At 63.3% G+C, this 24,618-nt stretch carries 30 protein-coding genes and 2 pseudogenes; 18 read left to right on the forward strand and 14 right to left on the reverse strand.

Annotated features, from left to right (window positions below; translation table 11 throughout):
- Positions 1-78: 78 nt before the first annotated feature.
- Together XI06_RS03740 and XI06_RS03745 are read left to right on the forward strand one after the other, a co-directional pair.
- A complete protein-coding gene (locus XI06_RS03740) occupies positions 79-807 on the forward strand; it encodes a TetR/AcrR family transcriptional regulator (protein ID WP_237865648.1) in 729 nt (242 codons plus the stop codon).
- 167 nt (positions 808-974) lie between these two features.
- Entirely contained in the window at positions 975-1,541 is a 567-nt protein-coding gene (locus XI06_RS03745; protein WP_237865649.1) for an SET domain-containing protein, read from the forward strand.
- Positions 1,542-1,719: 178 nt separating this feature from the next.
- On the opposite strand, the gene XI06_RS03750 is transcribed toward XI06_RS03745, so the two are convergent.
- Both XI06_RS03750 and XI06_RS03755 read right to left on the reverse strand, forming a co-directional pair.
- Entirely contained in the window at positions 1,720-2,118 is a 399-nt protein-coding gene (locus XI06_RS03750; RefSeq protein WP_237872681.1) for a hypothetical protein, read from the reverse strand.
- Between the two features lie 41 nt (positions 2,119-2,159).
- Positions 2,160-2,390, reverse strand: coding sequence for a hypothetical protein (locus tag XI06_RS03755; RefSeq protein WP_237865791.1), 231 nt, complete (start codon positions 2,388-2,390; stop codon positions 2,160-2,162).
- A gap of 101 nt (positions 2,391-2,491) precedes the next feature.
- Here XI06_RS03755 and XI06_RS03760 point away from each other — a divergent pair, with 101 nt between their 5' ends.
- Both XI06_RS03760 and XI06_RS03765 read left to right on the forward strand, forming a co-directional pair.
- Entirely contained in the window at positions 2,492-3,313 is an 822-nt protein-coding gene (locus tag XI06_RS03760; protein WP_237865651.1) for a helix-turn-helix domain-containing protein, read from the forward strand.
- Positions 3,314-3,392: 79 nt separating this feature from the next.
- Positions 3,393-4,058: a DsbA family oxidoreductase gene (locus XI06_RS03765; protein ID WP_237865652.1), complete on the forward strand. Its 666-nt coding sequence runs from the start codon at positions 3,393-3,395 to the stop codon at positions 4,056-4,058.
- On the opposite strand, the gene XI06_RS03770 is transcribed toward XI06_RS03765, so the two are convergent.
- From XI06_RS03770 to XI06_RS03795, 6 genes are all read right to left on the reverse strand, one after another.
- Positions 4,036-5,229, reverse strand: a complete 1,194-nt coding sequence (locus XI06_RS03770; RefSeq protein ID WP_237872683.1) for a GNAT family N-acetyltransferase — start codon at positions 5,227-5,229, stop codon at positions 4,036-4,038. The two genes, XI06_RS03765 and XI06_RS03770, sit on opposite strands and share 23 nt — an antisense overlap.
- Positions 5,230-5,334: 105 nt before the next feature.
- Complete coding sequence (locus XI06_RS03775) at positions 5,335-5,823, reverse strand: DUF6789 family protein (RefSeq protein ID WP_237865654.1); 489 nt, start codon at positions 5,821-5,823, stop codon at positions 5,335-5,337.
- A gap of 19 nt (positions 5,824-5,842) precedes the next feature.
- Entirely contained in the window at positions 5,843-7,282 is a 1,440-nt protein-coding gene (gene ccoG / locus XI06_RS03780; protein WP_237872685.1) for a cytochrome c oxidase accessory protein CcoG, read from the reverse strand.
- Between the two features lie 36 nt (positions 7,283-7,318).
- Entirely contained in the window at positions 7,319-7,522 is a 204-nt protein-coding gene (locus tag XI06_RS03785) for a YgaP family membrane protein (protein ID WP_237865656.1), read from the reverse strand.
- Between the two features lie 17 nt (positions 7,523-7,539).
- Positions 7,540-7,980 carry a thioredoxin TrxC gene (trxC, locus tag XI06_RS03790; protein ID WP_237865657.1) on the reverse strand — a complete coding sequence of 147 codons (441 nt, stop codon included), beginning with the start codon at positions 7,978-7,980 and terminating at the stop codon, positions 7,540-7,542.
- Positions 7,977-9,263, reverse strand: coding sequence for an NAD(P)/FAD-dependent oxidoreductase (locus XI06_RS03795; RefSeq protein WP_237865658.1), 1,287 nt, complete (start codon positions 9,261-9,263; stop codon positions 7,977-7,979). Before XI06_RS03795 ends, trxC begins: the two co-directional genes overlap by 4 nt.
- A 94-nt stretch (positions 9,264-9,357) precedes the next feature.
- Between XI06_RS03795 and XI06_RS03800 the strand changes: the two genes are divergently transcribed.
- From XI06_RS03800 to XI06_RS03815, 4 genes are all read left to right on the forward strand, one after another.
- Positions 9,358-9,678, forward strand: a complete 321-nt coding sequence (locus XI06_RS03800; RefSeq protein ID WP_237865659.1) for an ArsR/SmtB family transcription factor — start codon at positions 9,358-9,360, stop codon at positions 9,676-9,678.
- Positions 9,679-9,802: 124 nt separating this feature from the next.
- A complete protein-coding gene (locus XI06_RS03805; RefSeq protein WP_237865792.1) occupies positions 9,803-10,807 on the forward strand; it encodes an efflux RND transporter periplasmic adaptor subunit in 1,005 nt (334 codons plus the stop codon).
- Positions 10,804-14,028, forward strand: coding sequence for an efflux RND transporter permease subunit (locus XI06_RS03810; protein WP_237865660.1), 3,225 nt, complete (start codon positions 10,804-10,806; stop codon positions 14,026-14,028). The genes XI06_RS03805 and XI06_RS03810 overlap by 4 nt, the downstream gene beginning before the upstream one ends.
- A gap of 10 nt (positions 14,029-14,038) precedes the next feature.
- Positions 14,039-14,395 (forward strand): carboxymuconolactone decarboxylase family protein, encoded by a 357-nt coding sequence (locus XI06_RS03815; protein ID WP_237865661.1) that lies wholly within the window; start codon positions 14,039-14,041, stop codon positions 14,393-14,395.
- A 57-nt stretch (positions 14,396-14,452) separates the two neighbouring features.
- Here XI06_RS03815 and XI06_RS03820 read toward each other — a convergent pair whose 3' ends face one another.
- Positions 14,453-14,785 carry a hypothetical protein gene (locus XI06_RS03820; protein ID WP_237865662.1) on the reverse strand — a complete coding sequence of 111 codons (333 nt, stop codon included), beginning with the start codon at positions 14,783-14,785 and terminating at the stop codon, positions 14,453-14,455.
- Positions 14,786-14,898: 113 nt separating this feature from the next.
- Complete coding sequence (locus XI06_RS03825) at positions 14,899-15,303, reverse strand: hypothetical protein (RefSeq protein ID WP_237865663.1); 405 nt, start codon at positions 15,301-15,303, stop codon at positions 14,899-14,901.
- A gap of 153 nt (positions 15,304-15,456) precedes the next feature.
- Between XI06_RS03825 and XI06_RS03830 the strand changes: the two are divergent.
- Together XI06_RS03830 and XI06_RS03835 are read left to right on the forward strand one after the other, a co-directional pair.
- A pseudogene (locus tag XI06_RS03830) lies at positions 15,457-15,688 on the forward strand (hypothetical protein).
- Positions 15,688-16,833: pseudogene (locus XI06_RS03835) on the forward strand (outer membrane protein assembly factor BamB family protein). The pseudogenes XI06_RS03830 and XI06_RS03835 overlap by 1 nt, the downstream one beginning before the upstream one ends.
- Before the next feature lie 44 nt (positions 16,834-16,877).
- Here the strand turns inward: XI06_RS03835 and XI06_RS03840 are convergent.
- Positions 16,878-17,120 (reverse strand): PilZ domain-containing protein, encoded by a 243-nt coding sequence (locus XI06_RS03840; protein ID WP_237865664.1) that lies wholly within the window; start codon positions 17,118-17,120, stop codon positions 16,878-16,880.
- A gap of 184 nt (positions 17,121-17,304) precedes the next feature.
- Between XI06_RS03840 and XI06_RS03845 the strand changes: the two genes are divergently transcribed.
- A complete protein-coding gene (locus XI06_RS03845) occupies positions 17,305-17,598 on the forward strand; it encodes an HdeA family protein (protein ID WP_237865665.1) in 294 nt (97 codons plus the stop codon).
- 137 nt (positions 17,599-17,735) lie between these two features.
- Here XI06_RS03845 and XI06_RS03850 read toward each other — a convergent pair whose 3' ends face one another.
- Complete coding sequence (locus XI06_RS03850; RefSeq protein ID WP_237872689.1) at positions 17,736-18,200, reverse strand: PaaI family thioesterase; 465 nt, start codon at positions 18,198-18,200, stop codon at positions 17,736-17,738.
- Positions 18,201-18,548: 348 nt separating this feature from the next.
- Here XI06_RS03850 and XI06_RS03855 point away from each other — a divergent pair, with 348 nt between their 5' ends.
- Both XI06_RS03855 and XI06_RS03860 read left to right on the forward strand, forming a co-directional pair.
- Entirely contained in the window at positions 18,549-18,845 is a 297-nt protein-coding gene (locus XI06_RS03855) for a hypothetical protein (RefSeq protein WP_237865667.1), read from the forward strand.
- 97 nt (positions 18,846-18,942) lie between these two features.
- The gene (locus XI06_RS03860) at positions 18,943-19,197 is read left to right on the forward strand and encodes a hypothetical protein (protein WP_237865668.1); all 255 of its coding nucleotides are present in this window, start codon (positions 18,943-18,945) and stop codon (positions 19,195-19,197) included.
- Positions 19,198-19,226: 29 nt separating this feature from the next.
- On the opposite strand, the gene XI06_RS03865 is transcribed toward XI06_RS03860, so the two are convergent.
- Positions 19,227-19,415: a hypothetical protein gene (locus tag XI06_RS03865; protein WP_148751438.1), complete on the reverse strand. Its 189-nt coding sequence runs from the start codon at positions 19,413-19,415 to the stop codon at positions 19,227-19,229.
- A 499-nt stretch (positions 19,416-19,914) separates the two neighbouring features.
- Between XI06_RS03865 and XI06_RS03870 the strand changes: the two genes are divergently transcribed.
- Complete coding sequence (locus XI06_RS03870; protein WP_237865669.1) at positions 19,915-20,175, forward strand: hypothetical protein; 261 nt, start codon at positions 19,915-19,917, stop codon at positions 20,173-20,175.
- Positions 20,176-20,838: 663 nt separating this feature from the next.
- On the opposite strand, the gene XI06_RS03875 is transcribed toward XI06_RS03870, so the two are convergent.
- On the reverse strand, positions 20,839-21,006 hold the full coding sequence (locus XI06_RS03875; protein ID WP_237865670.1) for a hypothetical protein: 168 nt from the start codon (positions 21,004-21,006) through the stop codon (positions 20,839-20,841).
- 236 nt (positions 21,007-21,242) lie between these two features.
- Between XI06_RS03875 and XI06_RS03880 the strand changes: the two genes are divergently transcribed.
- The 4 genes from XI06_RS03880 (at position 21,243) to XI06_RS03895 (ending at position 24,603) form a co-directional block, all read left to right on the forward strand.
- Positions 21,243-21,422, forward strand: coding sequence for a hypothetical protein (locus XI06_RS03880; RefSeq protein WP_237865671.1), 180 nt, complete (start codon positions 21,243-21,245; stop codon positions 21,420-21,422).
- A 715-nt stretch (positions 21,423-22,137) separates the two neighbouring features.
- Positions 22,138-23,226 carry a recombinase RecA gene (recA, locus tag XI06_RS03885; RefSeq protein ID WP_237865672.1) on the forward strand — a complete coding sequence of 363 codons (1,089 nt, stop codon included), beginning with the start codon at positions 22,138-22,140 and terminating at the stop codon, positions 23,224-23,226.
- A gap of 362 nt (positions 23,227-23,588) precedes the next feature.
- A complete protein-coding gene (locus XI06_RS03890) occupies positions 23,589-23,888 on the forward strand; it encodes a hypothetical protein (protein WP_237865673.1) in 300 nt (99 codons plus the stop codon).
- An 82-nt stretch (positions 23,889-23,970) separates the two neighbouring features.
- The gene (locus XI06_RS03895) at positions 23,971-24,603 is read left to right on the forward strand and encodes a hypothetical protein (protein WP_237865674.1); all 633 of its coding nucleotides are present in this window, start codon (positions 23,971-23,973) and stop codon (positions 24,601-24,603) included.
- Positions 24,604-24,618 lie beyond the last annotated feature (15 nt).

The raw sequence follows: 24,618 nt of genomic DNA on the forward strand, positions 1-24,618 counted from the left end.
AAAGATTGCATAGGACCATGCGCGGCTTTCGTCAAGTGAAATCTTTACACTGTCAATATTGCGTCATATAGCTTGCAAATGGCCAGAACCGACACCAAAGGCGTAACGGCGCGAAGCCCGCGCCCCCCGAAAAAGACATCGCCGGCGTCACGCGCGGCGCGCCGCCCCGCAATTGCGAAGACCGAGACGCCCTATCACCACGGTGCCTTGCGCGAGGCGCTGCTCCGGGCGGCCGAACGGGTGCTGGAGCGCGATGGGCTCGCCGGCCTGACGCTGCGCGCGGTGGCGCGCGAGGCGGGCGTCTCGCATGCCGCACCGACGCATCATTTCGGCGATCTCACGGGCCTCGTCAGCGAGCTTGCCGCGATCGGCTTCCGCCAGTTCAACGCAGCGATGGCCTCGGCTTGCGATACGGCCACCTCGCCTTTGGATCGGGCACTGGCGCGGCCAAAAGCCTATGTCGCCTATGCCCAGGCCCATCCCGGCATGTACGGCCTCATGTTCCGCACCGAGCGGCTCGACTATTCTAGGCCGTCGTTGCATGAAGCCGCGGAATCCTCCTTTGCCGGGCTTGCCAATGCCATCAGCGCGATGCGGCAGGAGCCGATCAGCGGCAACGCGCTGACCATCGAGCAGGGCGCCGCGATCGCGCGGGCCTGGTCGATGGTGCACGGCTTCACCATGCTGCTGCTGGACGGACGGCTCGAGGATATCTTGGAGCGGCTGCCCGCGGGCACGACTGCGGAGCAGCTTCTGGAAGCGATCCTGAAGTCGACGGTAGCAGCCAGGATGCCAACAAGCACCTGACCGGACGAAACGATCGATGCCGAGGAACTCAGGGCCTTGCACATTCTTCACTGTGGGCAAGCAGCAAACGCAGTCTCGATAGGCCTGACAGCGGCGCGGAATCGTTCTAGAAGAGCGGCTTCGCTCGGGCTCAAGCAGCCTGGTCCGCGTCCTCGTTACACTTGATCATGCCAGCCATCGCTCCCCGCAAAGCCTACCGCGTCGGCCGTTCCAAGACCGGACTTGGCCTCTTCGCCACCATGCCGATCAAGAAGGGCACAAGGATCATCCGTTATTTCGGGCCGATCCTGGACTGCCGGATTCCTGGGCAGGACGAGATCGAGAACAAATATCTGTTCGAGCTCAACGGCCGCTGGACCATCGACGGTTCGGTGCGCAAGAACCTTGCCCGCTATATCAACCACTCGTGCCGGCCCAACGCCGAATCCGACGTGCGCCCGCGCGAGCGCAAAGTGTTCATCCGCGCCATCAGGAACATCGAGCCTGGCGACGAGATCAACTACGATTACGGCACCGACTATTTTAAGGCTTATTTGAAGCCGATCGGCTGCAAGTGCCCCTCCTGCGAAGCCAAGCGCAAGAAGCAGCGGGCCGAGGCCCGTGCCGAACGCGCCAAGGTGAAGGCGCGCGCGGAACGCAAAGCCCAGAAGGCCGGCGCGAAAACCACCGCGGCAAAAAAGAAGAAGCTGAACGGCAAGCACTTTGCCGGCAAGGTCGGCCGCGCGAAGGCGTAGTTCCCGCTCGACGGCCGCCGGCTTTCACGTCAGTCTCCTGATTGGTCGTCAGGCTGCTAGGCGCTTCGCTTCGGTCGCACCGACGTTGTGGAGAACGCGGACACCTCACTCACGTCTCGTGCCCCCGGCTCTGCGCCGCAACGCGAGAGCGTTGCAGCGCGTCCGGGACGCAAGAGCTTCACGCCGCCACCGCTCTCCCGCTCTTCCGCAGGCCCACATACTGCAACTCGGCGAACACGCCGGTCGCGATCGCCTGCGCCACGATCATGAGCTCGCCGGCGAGGTTCGGTGACACCGCGCCCGAGAACAGCAGCGCGATGCTGCCGACCGTCCAGGCGGCGTTGCCGACCACGACCAGCAGCACCAGCGGCCTCAGTACCGCGGTGCGCGAGGCGAGCCAGCCGACCAGCGCGGTGTAGGCGATCAGGAACAAGCCGGTTTCACGCAGCAGCGCCTCGGGCAGATTGAACAGGGTGGCGAATGCAGCTGCACCAAAAGTCAAACCGAGCGCGGAAACGCCGCTGAAGACCGCGTCGGCGAGCAGGGCACGGCGCAGGAAGGTGGATGCGTCGATCATTAGAGGTCTCCATGGTTGAGTTGGGTAGGCTCGAAGGGAACTCAATGCTTCCAGCGCCACCAGGCGCGGAGCAGGCGGGCGAGCCGGGACGGGCAGAGGCTCCTGCCGACGCTGTGCTCGAAGGCGGTGACATGTGCGACGACATAGTCGCCGGTCGAATGCACCAGCGGCTCCGGCATGTTGAGGCTGCGCGCCAGCATCCGGGTCGCGAGCGTCATGGCCCAGGGAAGAAGGTGGTCTGCAAGGGTACGGTAGAGCAGCAGCGCGATCATGGTCATTCTCCTGTGCTCGGGAAGATGCGCTGGTCGGGTGCCCAATTCGATTACCTCGCGGGTAATGGAAGGGGTGAAATACGCATGATAGGTTTTGGACCATGAACGCACATGCATCCACGGCACGCGCCGAACCCAGCCAGCCGATCCATATCGGCGATCATTTGCGCGAGTGGCGGCAGCGCCGCCGCATGAGCCAGCTCGACCTCGCCGGCGAGGCGGAGATTTCGGCGCGGCATCTGAGTTTCGTCGAGACCGGCCGCGCCGCGCCCTCGCGCGACATGGTGCTGCGGCTCGCCGAGCGCCTCGATGTGCCCTTGCGCGAACGCAACGTGTTGCTGGTTGCGGCGGGCTTTGCGCCGGCCTTTCCGCAGCGCGCGCTGGAGGATCCCGCCTTGAAATCAGCCCGCCAGGCGATCGACCTCGTCCTCAGGGCGCATGAGCCCAATCCGGCGCTGGCCTATGACCGGCACTGGAACCTGGTCTCCGCCAACCGCATGGTGGCGCCGCTGCTCGCCGGCGTTCCGGAGCGGCTGCTGGCGCAGCCGCTCAACGTGCTCCGGCTCGCGTTTCATCCCGAGGGACTGGCGCCCCGCACGGTCAATCTCGCGGAATGGTGCGCGCATCTGCTCGAGCGTTTGCACCGGCAATGCGAGCTGACCGCCGATCCCGAGCTCATCAAGCTCTATCACGACCTCAAGAGCTATCCCGTTCCGGCGCGATCGGGCCCGCTGTCGAGCGACAATGTCGCGATTCCCTTCAAGCTGCGCCAGGACGGAGAGATACTAAGTTTCTTCTCCACCACCATGGTGTTCGGCACGCCTGTCGACATCACGCTGTCGGAGCTGGCGCTGGAGACGTTCTTTCCGGCGGACGAGCGCACGGCTGAGCGGCTCAGACAGATGGCCGCAGCCATGGCCTAGCGCAAGCGTCCAGTCCTCTTGCCTCGGGGCGGGTTCGGCTTATCTTGGAGCAAACCCGCACCGCCAGAAGGAGGCGCTCATGAGCACCCTCAAACTGCTCCAGATCGACGTGGTCTCCGACGTGGTGTGCCCCTGGTGCTATATCGGCAAGCACCGGATCGAGAGCGCGCTCGCGCTTGTGCCCGACGTTCCGGTCAAGCTGAACTTCCGTCCGTTCTTCCTCAATCCCTGGGTGCCGCGCGAGGGCATCAGCCGCGAGGATTATCTCACCACCAAATTCGGCTCGGTCGAGGCCTATAAGGGCATTGCGGGGCGCGTCGTCGCGGCGGCAAGCGAAGAGGGCCTCGTCTACAAGCCCGAACTGGTCGCACGCCAACCTAACACGACCGACTGCCATCGCCTGATCCTCTGGGCTGACGCGATCGGCAAGGCGCCCGAGATGAAGCAGCGCCTGATGGAGCTGTATTTCCGCGACGGTGGCGACCTCACCGATGTGAACGTCCTGGTCCAGGCCGCCGCCGATGTCGGGCTCGATGCCGACGACGTGCGCAAGCGCCTCGCCACCGATGAGGACGTCGCGCGGGTATCGGCCGATGCGCAGGAGGCCGCCGACAAGGGCATCTCCGGCGTGCCGACCTATGTCTTCGCCCAGAAATATGCCGTTTCCGGCGCGCAGGATCCGAACCTGCTCGCCCGCGCCATCCGTCAGGTGTCGGCGGAGATCAACGCGCAGGCGGCGGAGTAGCCTCGGTCTGTTTGCGGAGCAGGTCGATCGCGTGGCGCGCGGCCTTGCGCGCGTAGCCACGTGCGATGAGCGCCGCGTGGATGAGCGCCACCATTGGATCATGTCGTCGTAGCGGGATCAGCACGTCACCAATCGCAAAGCGGTTGCGCCAGATCGGGTTGATCATGGGGTGGTCGGCGCTCGCGGTGGAATCCGCACTCGCGATGGTGGGATCGGCGCAGAGATGGCGCGTCAGATCGAGCGTGAGCTGCACGCCCGGTGAATATTTCGCGAAGCGCTCGTCGATGCCGAGCTTGAAGAAGAACGCGCGATCCTGGTGGCGCAGCACGATGCCGGCCGCCACCGGCGTCGTGCCGGCGCGCAAGCTGACGATCTCGCATTGCGCGGTCTCGGCAAGCGCAGGGACGGCGCGGCGGATGAAGGTCGCGTCGCCTGCGTCCTGAAGCAGCGCGGTGCCGCGCTTGCCCTTCCAGCCGCTAGCCTCGAGCTGCAGGAAAGTTTCAAGCGCAGGCTTGATCTCATCGACCTTGCGCGCGACCTCGAAGCTGATCGCGCCATGCTCCGCCAGGCGATGACGCTGCCGGCGGAGCTCCTTGAGCTTCTTGGCACCGAGCGCCTCGTGCAGCAGCCTGTCGCCATCCTGTGTCGCATCGAGGCTGGCGCGGACATAGGAGCCGAGCACGCGCGGCCTCAGGCCGATACGGCCGAGCGCTTCCTTGAGCGAGCCCATCGCGGCACCATCAAGCGCGACGTCGCGTAGAACCAGCGCATGCGCGCCAGCTTCGCGCGCCCGCTGCAGCAGGCGTGTCGCCGCCTCGGGCGAGGCGTCGCGGTCGATCAGCGGACTGCACAGCGTGCCATAGGGATGCGCGCTCACCAATGCGGGCAGGGGGATCTTCCAGGCTTGCCAGAGCGAGACCACCGGCATCAGCCCGATCAGTCGCGCCGAGGAGCCAGCGCAGACGAACAGGGCCGAAGCTCCGATGCGGTCGCGCGCGGTTGCGCTGACAGCGAGCTCCCAGGCGGGCAAATAATAGCCGTTCGGCTCGGCCGCCCGCTGCGCCAGCGCGCGCCATTGGCCGGGATCGATGGCTGCGAGCGGGACGAGCGCGGGCGTTGCATCCCGTGCCGATGCCGGATTGATCGCAGCCTGATGCGCGATATCGACCACGTCCCGTCGTCCCCGTTCACGCTGGCATCAGCCGGCGTTAGGGGCATGCTTAGCGCAAAGATTGGAAGATACCGTTGGGATGCGCGTTCAATTCGAGCGGTAGTGTTAACCGTTCGTTGACCACAGGCGGCGCGGCTCGGAGTGCAGCATGGAGAAGGCGATGCCCATAAACACGCTGTAGGCGAGCACCATCGCTAGAGAGAAGGCCGCGGGAAGTGCGCCGAGCTCCAGGCGCGCCGCGAACGGTCCTCTTCCCAGAATCGGAAAGTAGAGTAATCCCATCGCGATCCAGCCAATTATGCCGAAGACGAATCCCTTCACGATCGCGTTATGGCCGGGCAGCAGGTGGTAGGTGGACCGGAAAAGGATGCCGAGCACGAAAGTGCCATTAACGAAGGACATGGCCCAGGGCACGGTCGGGTGGACGGCGCCGCCGAGCCAATCGCTCAGGCCATGCTGAAGGTCCCGGTAGGGGTGAAAAGTCGGAAGCCAGTGCATCCAGCGCTTCAAGAACATGACAGTGCTGTGGGCGGCGTTGCCACACAGGCCGGCCGCGATGGATTTCCAGGCTTTATGGGCTCCTATCTGATGCATGGCCCTTTCGCTAAGTCCATCATCGATCGGCCGGTACAAAATGGTCGCGGGCGGTCTCGGTCTGTCCGCTCGCAATATCGGTCGACCGGATCTCGACATTGACGGCCGATTTCGGCAATTGCCCTGGAGGAACCTGCACCGACATCCTGATCTCTCGGGTCTGGTCCTGCCCGACCTCGACGATCAGCCTGCCGTCTGGCTGGCGCTCGATGCCGGCGATGCGCGCGGTCGCATCCGGCAAACCCGAGACCTCGATCGCGAATGATCGCGCCATGCCTTTGTTGAGGAGGCGAACGGTGTAGTCGTTGCGTACCCCACCATCGGCGAGCTGTACAAACAGCGGATTGCGCTCGTGCAGGACATTGATGCTCATCGTGCTGCGTGTCGCAAGGGTATAAAGCATGATGCTCCCGACGAGGCCGATGGCCGCGACATAAATCAGCGTGCGCGCGCGGATCAGGCGGTAGATCGGCGCCTTGCCGTCGCGGCGGCGCTGCATGTTGATGTCGGTGTCGTAGCCGATCAGGCCCGTGGGCCGGCCGATCTCGCGCATCACGTTGTCGCAGGCGTCGATGCACAGGCCGCACTGGATGCAGCCGAGCTGGATGCCGTGGCGGATATCGACGCCGGTCGGGCAGACATTGATGCATTGATGGCAATCGACGCAGTCGCCGGCGAGATCGCCATGGGCGCGGGCAGCGTCGGCCTTTTTCACCGACATGCGCGGCTCGCCGCGGTCGCGACGATAGGTGACGTTGAGGGCCCACTCGTCGGTCAGCGCCGCCTGGATGCGCGGCCAGGGGCACATGTAGATGCAGACCTGCTCGCGGGCGTGGCCGGCGAAGAGGTAGGTCGTTGCGGTCAGGATGCCGATCCAGAGATAGGCGACGAGGGGAGCCTGGAAGGTGGCGAGGTCCTTCACCAGCGTCGGCGCGTCGGCGAAATACAGGACCCACGCACCGCCGGTCCACCAGGCGATCATGATCCAGAGAAAGTGCTTCAGCGCGACCTTCCGGACGTGAGCGAGTGTCCAGTATCGCTTGTCGCCCTGCATGCGCTCGCGCCGGTCGCCCTCGACCCAGCGCTCGACGGCGTAGAACAGGTCGGTCCACACCGTCTGCGGGCACATGTAGCCGCACCATAGCCGGCCGGCGACGGCGTTCATCAGGAACAGCGTCATTGCCGCGATGATGAGGAGGCCGGTGAAATAATAGACCTCCTGTGGCCACAGTTCGATGAAGAAGAAATAGAAGCGGCGATGAGGAAGGTCGACCAGCACGGCCTGGTCAGGCAGGCCGGGTCCGCGATTCCAGCGTACGAACGGCAACAGATAATAAGTTCCGAGCGTAACGCAGAGGATCGCCCATTTGATGCGGCGGAACGGGCCGCGCACCGACTGCGGATAGACCTTCTTGCGCTTCTCGTAGAGAGGCCCCTCGATGAAGGTGTCGTCAGTCATGGCAAATCCCCCGCATCACTGGCTGATCGGCGTGTCTTACGAGAAGGCGCAGCCGCCCCGCAGGCCGAGCTTCTTGAAGACCATCGCGGCCGGGCAGAAGCCGGTGAACGAGGCCTGGATCATGTTGAGACCGGCGAAGGCCGTCAGCAGGTACCAGTACGCATTCACATAGGTTCCCAGTGCGAGCCCGAGCAGGACGACGCATCCGGCGAAGGCAAGAACGGCTTTATCGACATTCATGGCATGCTCCCTTGTTACTATCTGGTCAGATTGGCTTCGGTCCACGCGACGATGCCGCGTGTATCCATGGCCCCGGAATGGCGGGCGATCTCACGGCCGCCACGCATCAGCAGCAGCGTCGGGATGCCGCTGATGTTAAGCCGCGACGACAGCGCCGGTGCGCTGTCCGAATTCAGCTTCAACAGCCGGACACCAGGCTCAAGCGCCTGAGCCGCGCGCTCGAACATCGGCGCCATCGCGCGGCACGGTCCGCACCACGGCGCCCAGACGTCGACCAACACTGGAATGTCGCTGCCGGCGACATGGCGACCAAAGGTCGCTTCATTCACTTCGATTGGGTGACCGGTGAAGATCGGCTGGTGACAGGCGCCGCAACGCGCTCCTTCCGGCGCGCGCTCGACGGGCAGGCGGTTGATGCGCCCGCAATGTCCACAGACGATCTGGCGTGTCGTGCTCATGTGCCCGTTCGAACCTCCTTGATCTTGGCGATGTTCAGTCTGTCGAGCAGGAAGCGCTCGTAGAAAGGCTCGCTCTCGCCGCGCCGCATCTTGCGGAGGAAGTATTTCTCGAAGGCGACCTTGGCGTAGTGCACCCACTCGCCCTTGGACGACCAATTGACGTTGCGTGGCGGAATTTGCGGCTGCGCGAGGAAGGCGACGCCGGAATCGCCGAAGTCGGCGAGGCAGATCGCATTCCAGGTCGGCTGCGCGGTCGGTGTCTTGCCGCGAAGCAGGGCGCCGATGTTCATCGCTGTCGCCGTCACCATGGATTCGATCATGAAGCCGGTCTTTGGGACGCCGACCGGCACCGGTGTCGCGCCGACGGGCGCAATCGCGACGCAGACACCGACCGCGAAAACATTGGGGAAGGTTGGGTTCTGCTGATGTTTGTCGACGATGACGAAGCCGCGCGGGTTGGTCAGCTTCTCGATGCCGCGGACAGCCTCGACGCCGCGAAAGGCCGGCAGCATCATCGAATAGGCAAAAGGCAGATCGTGCGCCTTGTGTGTCGTGCCGTTGTCTGCCAGTTCCTCCACCGACATCAAGCCGGAACTGACGCTGTCGACACGTGCGTTCGTGATCCACTTGATATGCTTCTCGCGCATCTCGCTTTCGAGAAGACCCTTGGTGTCGCCGACGCCGTCGAGACCGAGATGCCCGATATAAGGCTCCGAGGTGACGAACGTCATCGGCACCCGGTCGCGCAGCTTTCGCCGGCGCAGCTCGGTTTCGAGAATGAACAGGAATTCGTAGGCCGGTCCGAAACAGGAAGCGCCCTGGACCGCGCCGATCACGACAGGCCCGGGGTTTGCGGCTAGGATTTCGAACGCTTCCTTCGCGCGCGCCGCATGGTCGACATGGCAGATGGACTGCGTATAGCCCTGAGGCCCAAGCCCCGGAATTTCGTCGAAGGCGAGTTCGGGGCCGGTCGCGACGACCAGATAGTCGTAGTCGATGGACGATCCGTCGCTGAGCTCGACTCGGTTTTCGGTGGGATGGACTCGCTTGGCGCCTTGCGTCAGCAGGCGAACGCCCTTGCGCGACATGATGCCGGCAAGATCAATCTCAATCTCGTCGCGCTTGCGCCAGCCGACCGCGACCCATGGATTCGAGGGTACGAAGTGATAGACCGCGCCCTGCGCGACCAGGGTCAGGCGATCACCGCTTCTCAACTGGGGCAGCAATTCATAGGCCATCAGTGTTCCGCTCAGACCGGCTCCGACTACGACAACTTCCGCCATGGGTTCCTCCGTTGGATCAGGCTGCCCCACCGGTTGAGCTCCGGCTGTCCTGCAGCGCTTGACTATATATTCGTATTATCGTATATACGCAAGTATGAAAATAGATAGCGAGATCATGGAGCGCGCCGCCGATCAGGCGAGCGAATTGTTGAAGGCGCTCTCCAACCGTCACCGCCTCCTCATCATCTGCCAGCTGATCGACGGCGAGCGATCGGTCGGCGAGTTGGCGGAGTTCCTGAATCTGCGGGACTCCACGGTCTCCCAGCATCTGGCGCTCCTTCGTAAGGATGGCCTGGTGTCCTCGAGGCGGGATGCGCAGACGATCTTCTATTCGATCGCCAGCGAGCCGGCGCGCGAAATCCTGAAGACGCTCTACCAAGTGTTCTGCGCGCCGAAGCCCGCAAGGACGAAATGAAATCTAGGAAATGGCGGACGGGCGCGCCTTGCGCGAGATCAACGCGCCTGCCTTCGATGTCGATGAAATGAGAAGGACACCGCAGCGCGGTGTGAGCAAGCCGATGACGACAGGGACCCGTCCCATGCAATATTTGGCGCAATGTCTTGTGCTTCTGGCTGCGCTGGTGGCGATCGACGCGGCGCCGGGATACGCCGCGGCTGCGGGAACGCTCACCGTTGCGCAGCAGCCGGTCACCGACGAGAAGGCGGTCTTCGCCACAGTCGAGAGCATCAGCGTGGTCCCCGCACGCAGTCGCATCGGCGGAACCGTCGTCCAACTCTCGGTGCGCGAGGGTGATCGCGTCGCCGCCGGCCAGGCCATTGCCACGATTGGCGACGAAAAGCTCGTGCTGCAGATGAAGTCGCTCGACGCGCAGATCGAGGCGCTCCAGGCGCAGGCAAACCAGGCGCAGCTCGATTTCACCCGAACGGAGGGGCTGGTCGAGCGCGGCATCCTGCCGCGCGTCAAGCTCGATGAGCAGCGCACAGCGCTCAATGTCGCCGACAATGGCTTGCGCGCCAAGACCGCAGAGCGTGCCGTGATCAACGAACAGCTCAATCAGGGCCAGGTTCTCGCGCCGGCGGACGGGCGCGTGCTCAAGCGGCTGATCACGGTGGGGTCGGTCGTGCTGGCGGGCGATCCGATCGTGACCGTGGCCCAGCAGAACTTCAAGCTGCGGCTGCGCGTGCCGGAACGACACGCGCGCTTCCTGAAGGCCGGCGACAAGGTGCGCGTCGACGGTGCCGAGCTCGCTGGCGAGGCTTCGAAATGGGGCGTGATCGACCTCGTCTACCCGCAGATCGAGGAGGGGCGCGTTATCGCGGACGCGACCGTCGAGGGCTTAGGCGAATATTTCGTCGGCGACCGCCTGCGGGTCTGGATTTCCGGCGGCACGCGGCCGGCTTTCGTCGTCCCATCGAGCTATGTGACGACCCGGTTCGGTATCGACTATGTTCGGCTCCGGAAGGGTGACGACACGATCGACGTGCCGGTGCAGCGCGGCCGCGACATGCCGACGCCGGCACTCCCCGACGGGCTAGAGATTCTGTCCGGCATTCGGACCGGCGATCAGTTGGTGCAACAGTGAATCTCGGACTTTCAGGACGGTTGACCAGGGCGACGATCGCATCGCCGCTGACGCCCTTGTTCCTGCTCGCGTCGCTCGTTGTCGGGCTGATCGCCGTCGTGGTCATCCCGCGCGAGGAGGAACCGCAGATCAGCGTTCCCATGGTGGATATCCGCATCAACGCCGACGGCTTGCATGGACCGGATGCAGTGGAGCTTGTGACAAAGCCGCTGGAATCGATCGTCAAGGGTATCGACGGCGTCGAGCACGTCTACAGCCAGACCGAGGACGACCGCGTGATGGTCACCGCGCGCTTCCTCGTCGGCACCAAATTCGAGGACGCTATCCTGCGGGTGCATGAGAAGATCCGCGCCAATCTCGATCGGATTCCCGTCGGCATTTCCGAGCCACTGATCGTTGGCAGGGGCATCAATGATGTTGCCGTGACGGTGCTGACGCTATCTCCCAAGCCGGAAGCAGCCAGTCGCTGGACCGAGAAGGATCTTTATGAACTCGCCGACAAGCTGCGCGCAGAGCTGATGAAGGTCGACGATATCGGCTTGACCTACATCTCCGGCGGCGCAGCGCAACAAATCCGGGTCGAGCCCGATCCCGAGAAGCTGTCGCTGTTCGGCATCACGCTGCAGCAGCTTGTGGCCAAGGTGAAGGACGCCAACCGCTCATTCCTGGCAGGGCAGGTCAGAGATGCGGGTATCGTGCGGAGCGTCGCGGCCGGCCAGACGCTGTCCGGCGTCCCCGACATCGGATTGCTGCTCATCACGACCCGTGACGGCCGACCGGTCTACGTCAAGGACGTTGCCTCTGTCGTCGTCGGTCCGAGCACCATCGAACATCGGGTCTGGACGGACACGCGGGACGCTGGGGGGCAGTGGGCGCGTACGCCGGCGGTCAGCCTGGCGCTCGCCAAGCGCGCCGGTGCCAATGCGGTCGTCGTGTCCGAGAATATTGCCAAGCGCCTCGACGGACTAAAGGCCCGCCTGATCCCCGATGATGTTCAGGTGACGGTGACGCGCGATTACGGTGAGACGGCGAACGAGAAGGCCAACGAGTTGTTGTTCCATCTCGGCCTCGCGACGGTCTCGATCGTCGTCCTGATTGCGATCGCGATCGGTTGGCGCGAGGCTCTGGTGACTCTCGTCGTGATCCCGACGACGATCCTGCTCACGATGTTCGCCGCCAACCTGATGGGCTACACCATCAATCGCGTCAGCCTGTTCGCGCTGATCTTCTCGATCGGCATTCTCGTCGACGACGCCATCGTCGTTGTCGAGAACATCGCGCGGCACTGGGGCATGCGCGACGGAAGGCCGCGTTTGCAGGCGACCATCGAGGCGGTGGCGGAAGTCGGCAATCCAACCATCGTCGCCACGTTGACGGTGGTCGCCGCGCTGTTGCCGATGCTGTTCGTGTCGGGCCTGATGGGTCCCTATATGGCACCGATCCCGGCCAATGCCTCGGCAGCCATGTTGTTCTCCTTCTTCGTCGCGATGGTCGTGGCGCCATGGCTGATGCTCAAGCTCGCGCCAGAAGGCGATATTGCGTCGACGCACGCAATCCACGACGAAGGCCGGCTCGGTCGAATCTACAGGCGCTTCGCCACGCCAATCGTGCGGAGCAAGCGGTCGGCCTGGATATTTCTGCTCGGCGTCGGCATCGCGACGCTGTTGTCAATGATACTCTTCGCGACGAAGTCCGTGACGGTCAAGCTTCTGCCGTTCGACAACAAATCCGAGATCGCGGTCGTCGTCGACCTGCCGGAAGGAGCGAGCCTGGAAACGACTGAGCGCACCCTGTTCGGTGCGGCCGAGATCGCGCGGCAATTGCCAGAGGTCACCTCGCTTCAATCCTACGCCGGCACGCCGGCTCCCTTCAACTTCAACGGCCTGGTGCGGCATTACTACTTGCGGGAAAGACCCGAGCTCGGCGAAGTACAGGTCAACCTGACAGCGCGCGGCGAGCGCAAGCGCGCGAGCCACGAGATCGCGCTCGAGCTGCGCGAGAAGCTGAAGGCGCTCGATCCTCCCAAGGGTACCAGCGTCAAGGTGGTCGAAGTACCGCCCGGGCCGCCCGTGCTTTCGACGCTGCTTGCTGAGGTCTATGGTCCCGATGCGGCCACGCGCCGCGCAGTCACTGCGGAGCTCAAGAAGGTTTTCGCGGAAGTGCCGTTCATCGTCGATGTCGACGATTCCATCGGTGAGAAACGGCCACGGCTGCGACTCTCGATCGACCAGGACCGGCTCGAATTCTTCGGCGTCGAGCAACGCGACGTCTACGACACGATCCAGGCGTTGTTCGGCGGCATTTCGATCGGCTATTCGCATCGCGGCGAGGACCGCAACCCGATCGAGATTGCAGTGCGTCTCGGGAAGAGCGACCTGGTCTGGGACGAGGCGTTGGCCTCCACGCCCGTGCCGGCCAATACGTTGCCCGGTAGCAAGACGGTGGTCGAACTCGGTCAAGTCGTGAAGGCGACCATGGAAGAGGGCTCACCGACGATCTTCCGCCGTGACGGCCGCTTCGCCGACATGGTGATGGCCGAGCTTGCCGGGCGCTTCGAGGCTCCGCTCTACGGTATGCTCGCGGTGGCCGATCGTGTGGATGCCCATGACTGGGGCGTGCTGCCAAAGCCAGCGATCGCCCTGCATGGTCAACCGTCTGACGAGTCGCGGCCGACGCTGCTGTGGGACGGCGAATGGGAAATCACCTGGGTGACCTTCCGCGACATGGGGGCAGCGTTCGGCGCGGCGATCCTCGGCATCTACGTGCTGGTCGTTGCCCAGTTCAGGAGTTTTCGGCTGCCGCTCGTGATCCTGACGCCGATCCCGCTAACGCTGATCGGCATCCTGATCGGGCATTGGCTGTTGGGCGCGCCGTTCACCGCGACCTCGATGATCGGATTCATTGCGCTGGCGGGTATCATCGTGCGCAACTCGATCCTGCTGGTCGATTTCATCAGGCATAGCGGGGGAGACGGCAAGTCGCTCCGCGAGGTGGTGCTGGAGGCCGGCGCAGTCCGTTTCAAGCCAATCCTGCTCACCGCCCTTGCGGCCATGATCGGCGCCGCGACGATCCTGCTCGATCCGATCTTTCAGGGATTGGCGATCTCGCTTCTGTTCGGGCTCGCGTCGTCAACGCTGCTCACCGTTCTGGTGATACCCGCGATCTACATCGCCCTGCGCGCGCCGCGCGAGGCGACTTCGACCATAGCCAAACCGAGCTAGCGAGGGTCCGATGGACAAGAACTACGTCGATATCACCAAGAGTATCTCTGCCAATCTGAGAAAGCTGCGCGATGACATTCCCGACACGATGAAGGGATTTGCCGTACTCGCCCAGGCGGCCACGCGTGACGGCGTGCTGGACAAGAAGACCAAGGAGCTGATTGCGCTCGCGCTCGGCGTTGCCGCGCATTGCGACGGCTGCATCGGCTTTCATATCGAGGCGCTGGTCAAGCTCGCTGCGACACGCGAAGAGGTCGAGGAAGCGCTTGGCATGGCCGTCTATATGGGCGGCGGGCCATCGCTGATGTATGCCGCGGATGCGATCGCGGCCTACGAGCAGTTCCGACAGCAGGCGGTCGCCGCCTGACGCATACGAACGGGACCGGGCGAGTCGTCTCGTCCGGTCCCGTCCACACTGTCTGGACTACCAGCGGTCGTCGCCGACACCGACGCCCACGCTCACGCCGGGCGCGCGAATGCCGACGCCGGCGCGGGGACCATCGTCCCAGTCACGACGATAAGTGCGGCGCTCGTAATAGCGCTCGCGTGGCATCGCATTATAGGAATCGCGCACGATCACGCGCGCACCGCCATGCGTGCGATAGCAATTGCCGGCGTCATCGCAGACGAGCCGCACTTCCTGCATGAGATCGGGGCTGGCGTATTCGCTGGTCGTGTAGAGATCCGCAGCCTTCGCGCCGCTTCCCGCTGCGAGAGCGCCGACACCGGCCAGCAGTGCAATCGTGAACAACCTCATCCTGTCCTCCTCCGAAACTGCCCTCGGCGGTAACAAGAATGGGAGGCCGCGATCGTTCCGGCTGAATTACAGGTTTTTCCCGGAACCGAATTGTTGTGTGGCCCGGTGCTTCGCTAGATCGGCTGGTAGGCTTCCGACCCGCAGATGTCATCTGCTTCCGCGCGCCGCCGGTCGATGACCTTTCCGCCCGATATCGTGACGACGTAGGTCTGGGTGCCCAGTGCCGAGCCGGTGGCGGAGGTGAGTTGTGCGCGGACACAGGCCGTCCAGCCCGATCCGCGGACCTCGTGATGGGGCAGGGCGACCTGTACCTCGCGCGGATAGGATGTGTTGAGAAAGACCACATCAATCTGCTCGCGGACCACGCGCTTGACATCCGGCGGCGGTTCGGGCGGCGGCTGTTCGGCCTCCTTGATGCGCATGAACTCTGGCACCGGCGCGCGGCTGTCAGCAAAGCCGCACGCACCGAGCGCGAGCCCGCAGGCCAGCAGCGCCACATGAGCAACAATCCGCAACATTCGTGAAGGTCCCCCCGCGGGCCAACAGATAGGCGCGAATTCGTCGGGACGAAGTCCTGCCCGATCAACATTTGCTGAAGGGCTGGCACTCGCCGCGTTGGCTATTATCGGACTGTAGGCTGGTTTGTACCCCAGATGAGGGGGATCGCGCCAATGAGGATTTTGATCATGGCGGCCTTGGTGCTGGCGCTGATGGCTGCTTCGGCGCAGGCGCAGATGGGCGGCGGCCGGCGCCATTCCAATGAAGCGGCGAGAAGGCCGATAACAAGCCCAAGGTCGACGAGAATGCCTACAAGGCCGCGCTCGAGCGCATTCCACAGTCCAAGGAAAAGTATGACCCCTGGAGCGGGCGCGTCCGAGCGAACCCGTCAAGAAGTCGAAATAGTGAGGCGGGTGGTGGCGGGGCGGTTGCGCTATCTGATCGGCCTCGTCCTGATCCTTGCGGTTCGGCCATGTCTCGCCTGGGAGAGTTGGGGTGGCGATCCCGGCGGTTCGCGCTTTTCGCCCTTGCGCGAGACCGCCAATGTCGGCCAACTCGTCCGCGCCTTAGAATTCCACACCGGCGATATCGCGGCGCGACCGCCTGAAGTGATGCGGCGAACCAAGTTCGAGGCGACGCTCCTGTTCGTCGAGGACAGTCTGATCTTCTGCGCGCCCTTCAATGAGGTGATCGCCCTCGGTCCCGGCACAGGCGTGCAATAGTGGCGCTATGATCCGAAGATCGGCATCAGCCAGCGTCCAGCCAATCGCTATGTCTGCCGCGGTGTCACCCACTGGGCCGACGATTCTGCGCCAGAGGGATCTGCCAACTGGGGCAGCGCTGCGTTTGATCCGGTCAACTAGATTCTCTACGCCAACACGAGCCGTGCCGTTCATCTCATCAAGCTGATCCCGCGCGCGGAGGCCGCCGGATTCAGTCCGCCGCCTGATCATGATTTCGGCCAGCAAAAAGGCGCGCCCTTTGCGATGTCGCGTGCGGTGGTGACGTCGCCGTTTGGGTTGCTCTGCAACAAGCCGCCGTGGGGAGAGATGGTCGCGGTCGACGTGAAGGCCGGCAAGATTGTCTGGCGTTCGACCGTCGGCACCACCGAGGATTTGGCGCCGCTCGGCATGCTGCTGCGGTTCGGCGCGCCGCTGGTCAACGGGCTCGCGGTGACTGCAGCTGGCCTTGTTTTCACTGGCGCGATGGACCCCTATCTGTGTGCCTTCGATGCGCGCAGCGGATGCGAGCTGTGGCAGGGACGGCTGCCGGTGCCCGGCGTTGCCAATCCCATGACCTATGTCTGGAAGGGCGAGCAATATGTCGCGATTGGCGCCGGCGGCCATTCCGAAGCCGGTACCTCGATCGGCGACAGCCTCGTGGCGTTTCGTCTGGCGCGTCCGGGCGAGGCGCCGTCATTGCGGTCGCGCACGATCGATCGCCCTGGCGGGCGATTTTTTTCGGGATCGTTGGCGACCGCGCTCGCGATCGTCACGCTGGCGATCGTGGCTTTGCGCTGGCGTCGACGGCGCCGTATCCGATCAACGTGATGTTTGCGTGCGTATTGTGCGAACGGTCATTCACATCGTGCGCGCTATTGCATGAAGGCGAGGCCGACGCGCCTGTCGTTTCGCCACACCGCGCGGCAATTCCGCACGAAATTGTCGCATGAAATCGACAGCGTGAACGCGTGCGGCAATAAACCAGGGTTTTCAAGGTCGATCGCGGCACCGCTGTCCGAGATGTTGCGCACCGTGCAAGCCACTCCGCTGCCTTCAAAGGTGACCGTACCACCCTTGAAAACCCGGTGACGTTGAGTTGCACGCTTCTCGATCATCCGCGTTAATCCAAAACGATGATTGTGAAATAGCGCATAGAAATTGCGTTGATATGAATTCAATACTGGCGCTACTTGCACAACGCTTCAGACTTCGTTTACGACGTTGAGGCGGCAAGTCACTTCCCGCCGAGTTTTGCCCCAGGCCTTTCTTTTATGGCGTTATGCGCCGATGGAGATTCCGATGAAGACCACGCTTTCGCTTTTGTTCGCCGCAGCGCTCTCGCTGACATCGATGCCCGCCCACGCTGTCAAGTGGGATCTCTCGACCATGACCTGCAAGCAGTTCCTCGAGAGCGGCGAGGACAACATCGGGGTCGTGCTGACCTGGATGGACGGCTGGTACAAGGGTGACGAGGACAACGCGATCATCGACACCGACGTGTTCATCGAGAACGCCAAGAAGTTCGGTGCCTATTGCGGAAAGAATCCGACCGTCAGCGTCGTCACCGCGGCTGACGAAATTCTCGGCAAGTAGTTCTTGAAGCGAGCTGGCCGAGGCAAGATTGCGATCTCACCTCGGCCTCTCGCTTCGACATCTCGCTTCGACATCACTGTCACCGAGAGCCGCCGTACGCTTCGCGCTCATGCGGCTCTCTTCGTTTCGGATGATGCTCAGCCCGGCAGCATCGCGAACGCGCTCGACACCATCGCAACCTGCTTGTTGTCGGTGGCGGATAGCAGGGTGACGCGGCCGAAGCTCATGGTACGTCCGAGCCGCACTACGCGCGCATCAGCCAGCACGTCCGAGGAGGCGACCGCGCGCATGAAATGCGTGGTCTGGTCCACCGTCGTCATCGGACGATAGCCTCTGTTGGCCGCGAGATTCGCGATCACCACCGCGGTGTCGGCCAGCGCCATCAAGGCCTGGCCGCAGACAACGCCACCGTTGCGGCACAGCTTCTCCGAGAACGGCATGCGGAGCAGCGCGCCGGGCTGCCAGTCCGGCGCATCCGCTGGCGGCGTGTGCTCGATGCGCTCGACGGAGAGGTTGAGATCCTGGACCCAGGGCGCAAAGACCTCGCCGAGGATGCGTCTGGCCTCGGCGATGCCGAACTCGGCTTCTGGCTGTGATGGCATTGCGGTCGTTCCCTCCTGTGTTGCCGGATGTTTCGTCCACTCTGCGCGCTTGGGCGCGGTAAAGTCACTGCGGCGGTCGGCTTGAAAATGCCTGACTTCGCCCGATATGATGCCATGCTTGGGAGCGGGTGGACGATGTTGCGTCGATGTGTCCTGATATTCTGCCTGGCCGCGCTTGGTCTGGCACTGAACGGCTGCACCAAGTGCGGCCCGATTTGGGACGACTGGCTCCATGGGCCGAAATCGTGCAGATCGGATCGGCTCTAGCGGGTTGAAGCGGCGCTCGGAGCTGCGAAGACGGGCAGGGTGTGGTATCCGCCCCTTCGATCCATGATCAAGGAGTGAGTGATGAAGCTTTTCCGTATGGTGGCGGTGCTGGCGCTGGTGGTTGGACCGGCCTTCGCGCAGGACGCGCCCCATATCAATCTGATGGCCGATGGCCCCTCCAAGACCGATGACGAAAAGGCCGCGGATGCCGCGCGCGACAAGGCCTACAAGGAAACGCTGAGGAAGATTCCGGATGCCAAGGCGTCCAGCGATCCCTGGGGCGGAATGCGCGCCGACCCGCCGAAGCAACCCGCACCGAAGGCCGCGGCCGCTACCGGTGCACCCAAGAAGCCCAAGGCCGGAACGGCCGCCAATTGATCTTGGCGCCAACGGCGGGCTGGCCGTCCGGCGGGACTCCCGTTCGCCGGATACGGATCCTACATTCCTTCGCAGTGTTGCGTTGAGGAGCCAGGATATGGCGGATCGCCCGCGGGACCTCGCCGAGCGGATGGCGCGCCGGCGCAAACCGGCGGCCGGCTCGGGCGACCCGGCCGGCGACGGCTATCTGCGCGAGAAGTTCACCCTGCCGCGCGACGCGGCACGGGCAAAGGCGAAGGCCTTTTTCGCGCGCTATCCGAAGGCCGGTTACATGAGCGAGGTCGAGACTTGGCGCGAATTGCCCGGCGGCGAGATCGAATTCACCATGCGGCGGTTGCCCAGCGCGGACTAGTCGTCCCGGTTGTGGCCAACCCGATCGGTTCAGGCCGTCTTCCGCCCGATGGCCTTCAGTTCCCGGTCGATGCGCAGTTGCACCCGACGGATGGCCAGGAGGTCGATCTTCGTCTCGGTCTTGCCCGTCTTGGTTTCGTCGCCAATCCGGAACTGCCATTGCCAGACACCCGGGATCGCCGTCTTTGCAACCGTGAACTCTACGCCCCTGTGATTCATGGTCACCTCCACGATTCACCCATCCATGTCCGCAAACATGTTGGGCGTGAGAATATTCCGCCGACAAGCGAAATTTGCCGTTAAGTCGAGGAAAATTCACGAAAATCCCGAAAGCGCGCGCAGTTCGAAGCATGCGAAATCAGATTCCGAAAGTCGGGGCCGATGATCGCGTTGCAGGCACGGCGGAACCGTGTCCCGGCCGGGTGCCCGCGTACCAGGGCCGATATCGGCCCTACAGCCAGGAACTCTGTTCACGGCAGGAGAACCACGGAAAAAGACGCCGAATTGGCGGCGAATCCGCGGTTCCATCGCGGGCGAGCCAAGGCGGTCGCGGAACCGCCGCGGCCGGCCCCGTGAGAACTTTCTTGTGCACAATGTGTAAGTCTACGACCTTCGCAGCAAATGCGCACGCGCCTCACATTTCCACTTTTGCGTGCGCTGCGATTATGATCTGGTGAGTCTGGACGACCGGGACCCGCGTGTCGTGCAAGAGGAAGACGTGATCTGGCTCAGACATCTCGCTCAGCGTTGGGGTGCAAGACATCTCCCCTTGGTCTGTCCGCAATGCCAGCAGCCGGCTTCTTCGGATGTGTACAAGCGTGGACGCTTCAAGCTCGGTGACGAGAACCTCGTCTGCGAGCAGTGTGGCGGGACCAGCGTCGTCACCTTCTGGCGTTTCGAAGGCCTGGCAAGCCATGACGATCGCACCCCCGCCAAGGACAGGCGTGGCTGGCAAACGCACCGCGCCGACGTCGCCTGAAGCGCGCGCGACATGGACTCACATGCAAAAAAAACCCGCCAGGGGAGAGCCGGGCGGGCAGAAGGTTATTGGAGGCTGAGGTGCTGGGCTGCAACACCATAGCCGAATGACCGTAGCCCGCTCAGCTTACGACAGCCTGACATCCCCGAGCACAGTCGAATTCCACACACCGAACTTCCGCCATGAGCCGGCACCGCAACGCGTCCGCCAAAAACGAAGACCCCGCTCGGGCCGAGCGGGGTCGACTGGGTATGGGGGCCCGGTGTTGGTCCACCGGGCAAACCGACGCTAGAGCATTCGGCTTACAGTTGCCTCACGCGAGGCTTGCGCGAACCTTGCGATCGGACCCGCGCGTCCCAATTCAGACATCTCCGCGCACAACTTCAGACACAAGCGTTGGCGACACTCTCCGCGCACGGCGAAGCCATGGGGGATACGTGGCGCGCCGATAGCGGGGTGGCATCATGGACAAGGTTGAGCGGTCATTCGCCGCCGCGACGGCGGCTGGCTTCGTGGTGTTGGTGATCGGCATCGTGCTGCTGGCGCTGATGTAGCGAGGCCCGGCCGGGACGCGTCGCCAGAACTGGCGAAAACAACCCCCATGCACAGTAGGCCGCGGCCTGTCTCGTCTTGGCCGTTGCTTGGCCGCTTCTTGGCCTTTCCTCAGTGCACCCTGATCTCGTCCAGGGGCAGATGGAGATCGGCGGCGCGTTCCTCGCGGTCCTTCTTGCGGAACTCGCTTTCCCTGCGCTCGAACTTCAGCATCTCCTCGAGCGCGGTCTCGAGCAGTGGGTTGCGCCTGCTCGCATCGCGGTGCGCATCTTCCGTCATGATCCGATCCCCAACTGTCGCGGCGCCGTTCTCAAGGAAAGCCCGCGGCCACGGAAAAGTTCTGTGCCGAAGGATTGCGGACGGCAGAACCGCGCTGCGTCCTTGATGAGCATCATCCTCGGGTGCGGAGGCGTGACCTCACATTTTGCGGAGGGGCAGGAGCGTCTCATTGCTTCCATGCTATCGTATCGCGTCGCCTCGGCGACGATCATGGAGATGGTCATCGGAGACGGTTCATGGGCTTCTGGCTTTTTATCATCATCTCGCTTGGATCGATCCCGCTCGCAGGCGCGATGGCGCGCGAGCGCAACAGGTCGTCGCGGGTGTGGCTTTTGGTTGCCGTCGCGGTCGGGCCCTTGGCGCCTCTGCTGCTGTTGATTCTCGGGGATGCGAAGCGCCCGGCCGCCGTCAATTGAGGGAGGGTCAGGGCGCAACGACGTGTAGAACGACTGCCGCCGCGATGCACAGGCCAATGGAGATGGCCGCTCCATAACGGGCATAAGGCCAAGCCCCGCCCGTGACGAACACGAGGCCGGCAGAGGTGACTACCTTCAGCGCGTTCATGACCATGCGCCCAGTATGGGTCGCGTCTCGCCTTGGGAACACTCACAAATCCGAAACCGGGAATTCCCAGCGGTCAAAATCGCCTCAAATCTGGTGCTGTCCTCATTCGAACAGTCATTCGGGAAATCAGGACACTCGAAGTTCCGGTAGTGGAACACCGCATTTTCCCGGACTCCACATCCTCAGCGTTCTCGGTAGAAATACGTGGGCCGGGGCTGGCATTTTATCCCGAACAATTATTGCAACCGGCAAGGGGCTACCGCGAGGTGGCCCCTTTCGATTCCGACACCCGCAGAGGCGGATTGATCTGGTCGTTTGGGCTGGCGCTTTTGCCAACCGCAATTCCGGCCGTGAACAGGAAGGCATTGCCCAAGATTTAACTTCGGATACCCGGGGTCAAATACGGGCAGGCCCCAGATTCAGGTACTGGCCGACAGGCCAGCGCCCAGATTCACAAAAGAACATATTGCGAACTGAGAACAAATAGTGTACGGTATTTTTATCGACGACCCGCCGCGCCAATCGTTTGTCCCACACGCGAATCCTCGCCATAAGGAGCACGACCCAATGTCCACCACTGCCCTGCGTATCGTCGAAGGATCCTCCATGGACAAGAGTAAAGCTCTGGCTGCCGCGCTCTCCCAGATCGAGCGTCAGTTCGGCAAGGGCTCGGTGATGAAGCTCGGCAAGAACGACCGGTCCATGGACATCGAGGCGGTGTCGTCAGGCTCGCTCGGGCTGGATATCGCACTTGGCATCGGCGGCCTTCCGAAGGGGCGTATCGTCGAGATCTACGGTCCGGAATCCTCGGGCAAGACGACGCTGGCGCTGCACACGGTGGCGGAAGCCCAGAAGAAGGGCGGCATCTGCGCCTTCATCGACGCCGAGCACGCGCTCGACCCGGTCTATGCCCGCAAGCTGGGGGTCAACATCGACGAGCTGCTGATCTCCCAGCCTGACACCGGCGAGCAGGCGCTGGAAATCTGCGACACGCTGGTGCGCTCGGGTGCGGTGGACGTGCTGGTGATCGATTCGGTCGCGGCGCTGGTGCCGAAGGCCGAACTCGAGGGCGAGATGGGCGATGCGCTGCCGGGCCTGCAGGCCCGTCTGATGAGCCAGGCGCTGCGCAAGCTGACGGCCTCGATCAACAAGTCCAACACCATGGTGATCTTCATCAACCAGATCCGCATGAAGATCGGTGTGATGTACGGCTCGCCCGAGACCACGACCGGCGGCAACGCGCTGAAATTCTATGCCTCCGTCCGCCTCGACATCCGCCGCATCGGCGCGATCAAGGAGCGCGACGAAGTGGTTGGCAACACCACCCGCGTCAAGGTGGTGAAGAACAAGCTGGCGCCGCCGTTCAAGCAGGTCGAGTTCGACATCATGTACGGCGAAGGCGTCTCCAAGATGGGCGAGATTCTCGACCTCGGCGTCAAGGCCGGCCTCGTGGAAAAATCCGGTGCCTGGTTCTCCTATGACAGCCAGCGTCTCGGTCAGGGCCGCGAAAACTCGAAAGCGTTTTTGAAGGCCAACCCCGACATCACCGCCAAGATCGAGACCGCGATCCGCCAGAACTCCGGCCTGATCGCCGAGCAGATCCTGGCCGGCACGCCCGAGCGCGACGCCGACGGCGAAGAGCCGACGGACGAGTAAGCCTTAGACCGAAAAGTTTTCGCGAGGAGCGGGCGCTGAGGACGTTGAGTTGCCGACGTCGTCAGTGCCCGTTTCGTTTTGTGATGTAGCGGTCGGATGGTGCGATGAAGCGTCTGATCTTGACCAGTTCGGCAGGCCTTTGCCTCATGTTGGCAGATCGTGCCGACGTCGTGATTCCGTTCTTCTTCCGTTTTGCATGGGGACCACTACCGTCTCCAGGCGTTCTCGCCAACGAACCACCGTGGCGCTGGGACTCGCAACGCCGCATGTTGGTCGCGCCGACTTAATGTGCATTGCTCGAGGTTCTAAGTATCGATTTTGAGAGGCGATTGCGTCTCGTTTTGGAGTAGGTCACGGGGGCCATGAAACGCGTCATCCTGACCAGTCCGTCCGGCGTCGGTCTCACCTACGCGGATCGCGCGGACATGGTCGTCCCGCTGATCTTTCGATTTGTCTGGGGCCCGCTGCCTACGTCGCACCACCTTGGGGAGTACCTCACAGGAGGCTATTTCAGAGGCGACCCGGAAGTACGTTGGTCCGACCTTGTCGCGCGGTCGCCCAAGAGCGGTCTCGCGCACAAGGAGCTCGGACTGGTCTGGTTCTGCGAGGCCTATGGCGTCGAAGAGATCGAGCTGTGGTTTGATCCCAGCCCGAGCAATTAATTGCAACTGATCTGGATCCTCGACTATCTCCGTTCCGAGCCCTGCGGCCGAGCGTACAAAGCTGCGACTGGTCGATTTCGATTTGCTCGGAGCAGACGCCGACAGGCTTCGCGATCACACCATCCGGCAATTGGACATCGCAGAGCCCGACTTCGAGGACGCCCGTATCGCCTGGGAGGCCTACCGTGCGCCAACGCCGGAGCTCTGTTTCGGGTTGCTCAATCGGGAGTTTCCCACGCTCCCCTTCCTGAAGCCGGCGATGGAAGAATTGTTGGCAGAGCTGCCGTCTCCAGGCACCGGGCTGGGCGCGACGGAAACGCAACTGCTCGATTTAATCGCGAAGGGGCACAATCGCACCAAGGAGCTATTTGAGCCGGGCGGGCTGCTCGACACGCGCGTATTCGACCAGTGGGAGCTCGGTCCGTTGCTTGAAGGGCTCGCCTCTGACCCGATGCCAGCGATTGCCGGTCTCGATCCGAAACTTGCAACCCTCCCACGGCACGATGCGAGAGGTCGCAATGCCGCCTATCGCCGAAGCCGGCTGTCGCTGACGGAGTTTGGTCGCGCGGTTCTGGATGGCCGGGAGGATTTTCGCCGTCACAACCCGATCAGGCGCTGGTGGGGCGGCACGCTTCTGACCAACGAGCGGCTATGGCGGTGGGATCGCGAAAGCCGAAGTTTTGGTTGCGCCTTAGAGGCGCATTCAAGACCGTAGCGTCGGGTGGGCAAA

The sequence above is a fragment of the Bradyrhizobium sp. CCBAU 11434 genome (assembly GCF_028128895.1).
Lineage (GTDB): Bacteria > Pseudomonadota > Alphaproteobacteria > Rhizobiales > Xanthobacteraceae > Bradyrhizobium > Bradyrhizobium zhengyangense.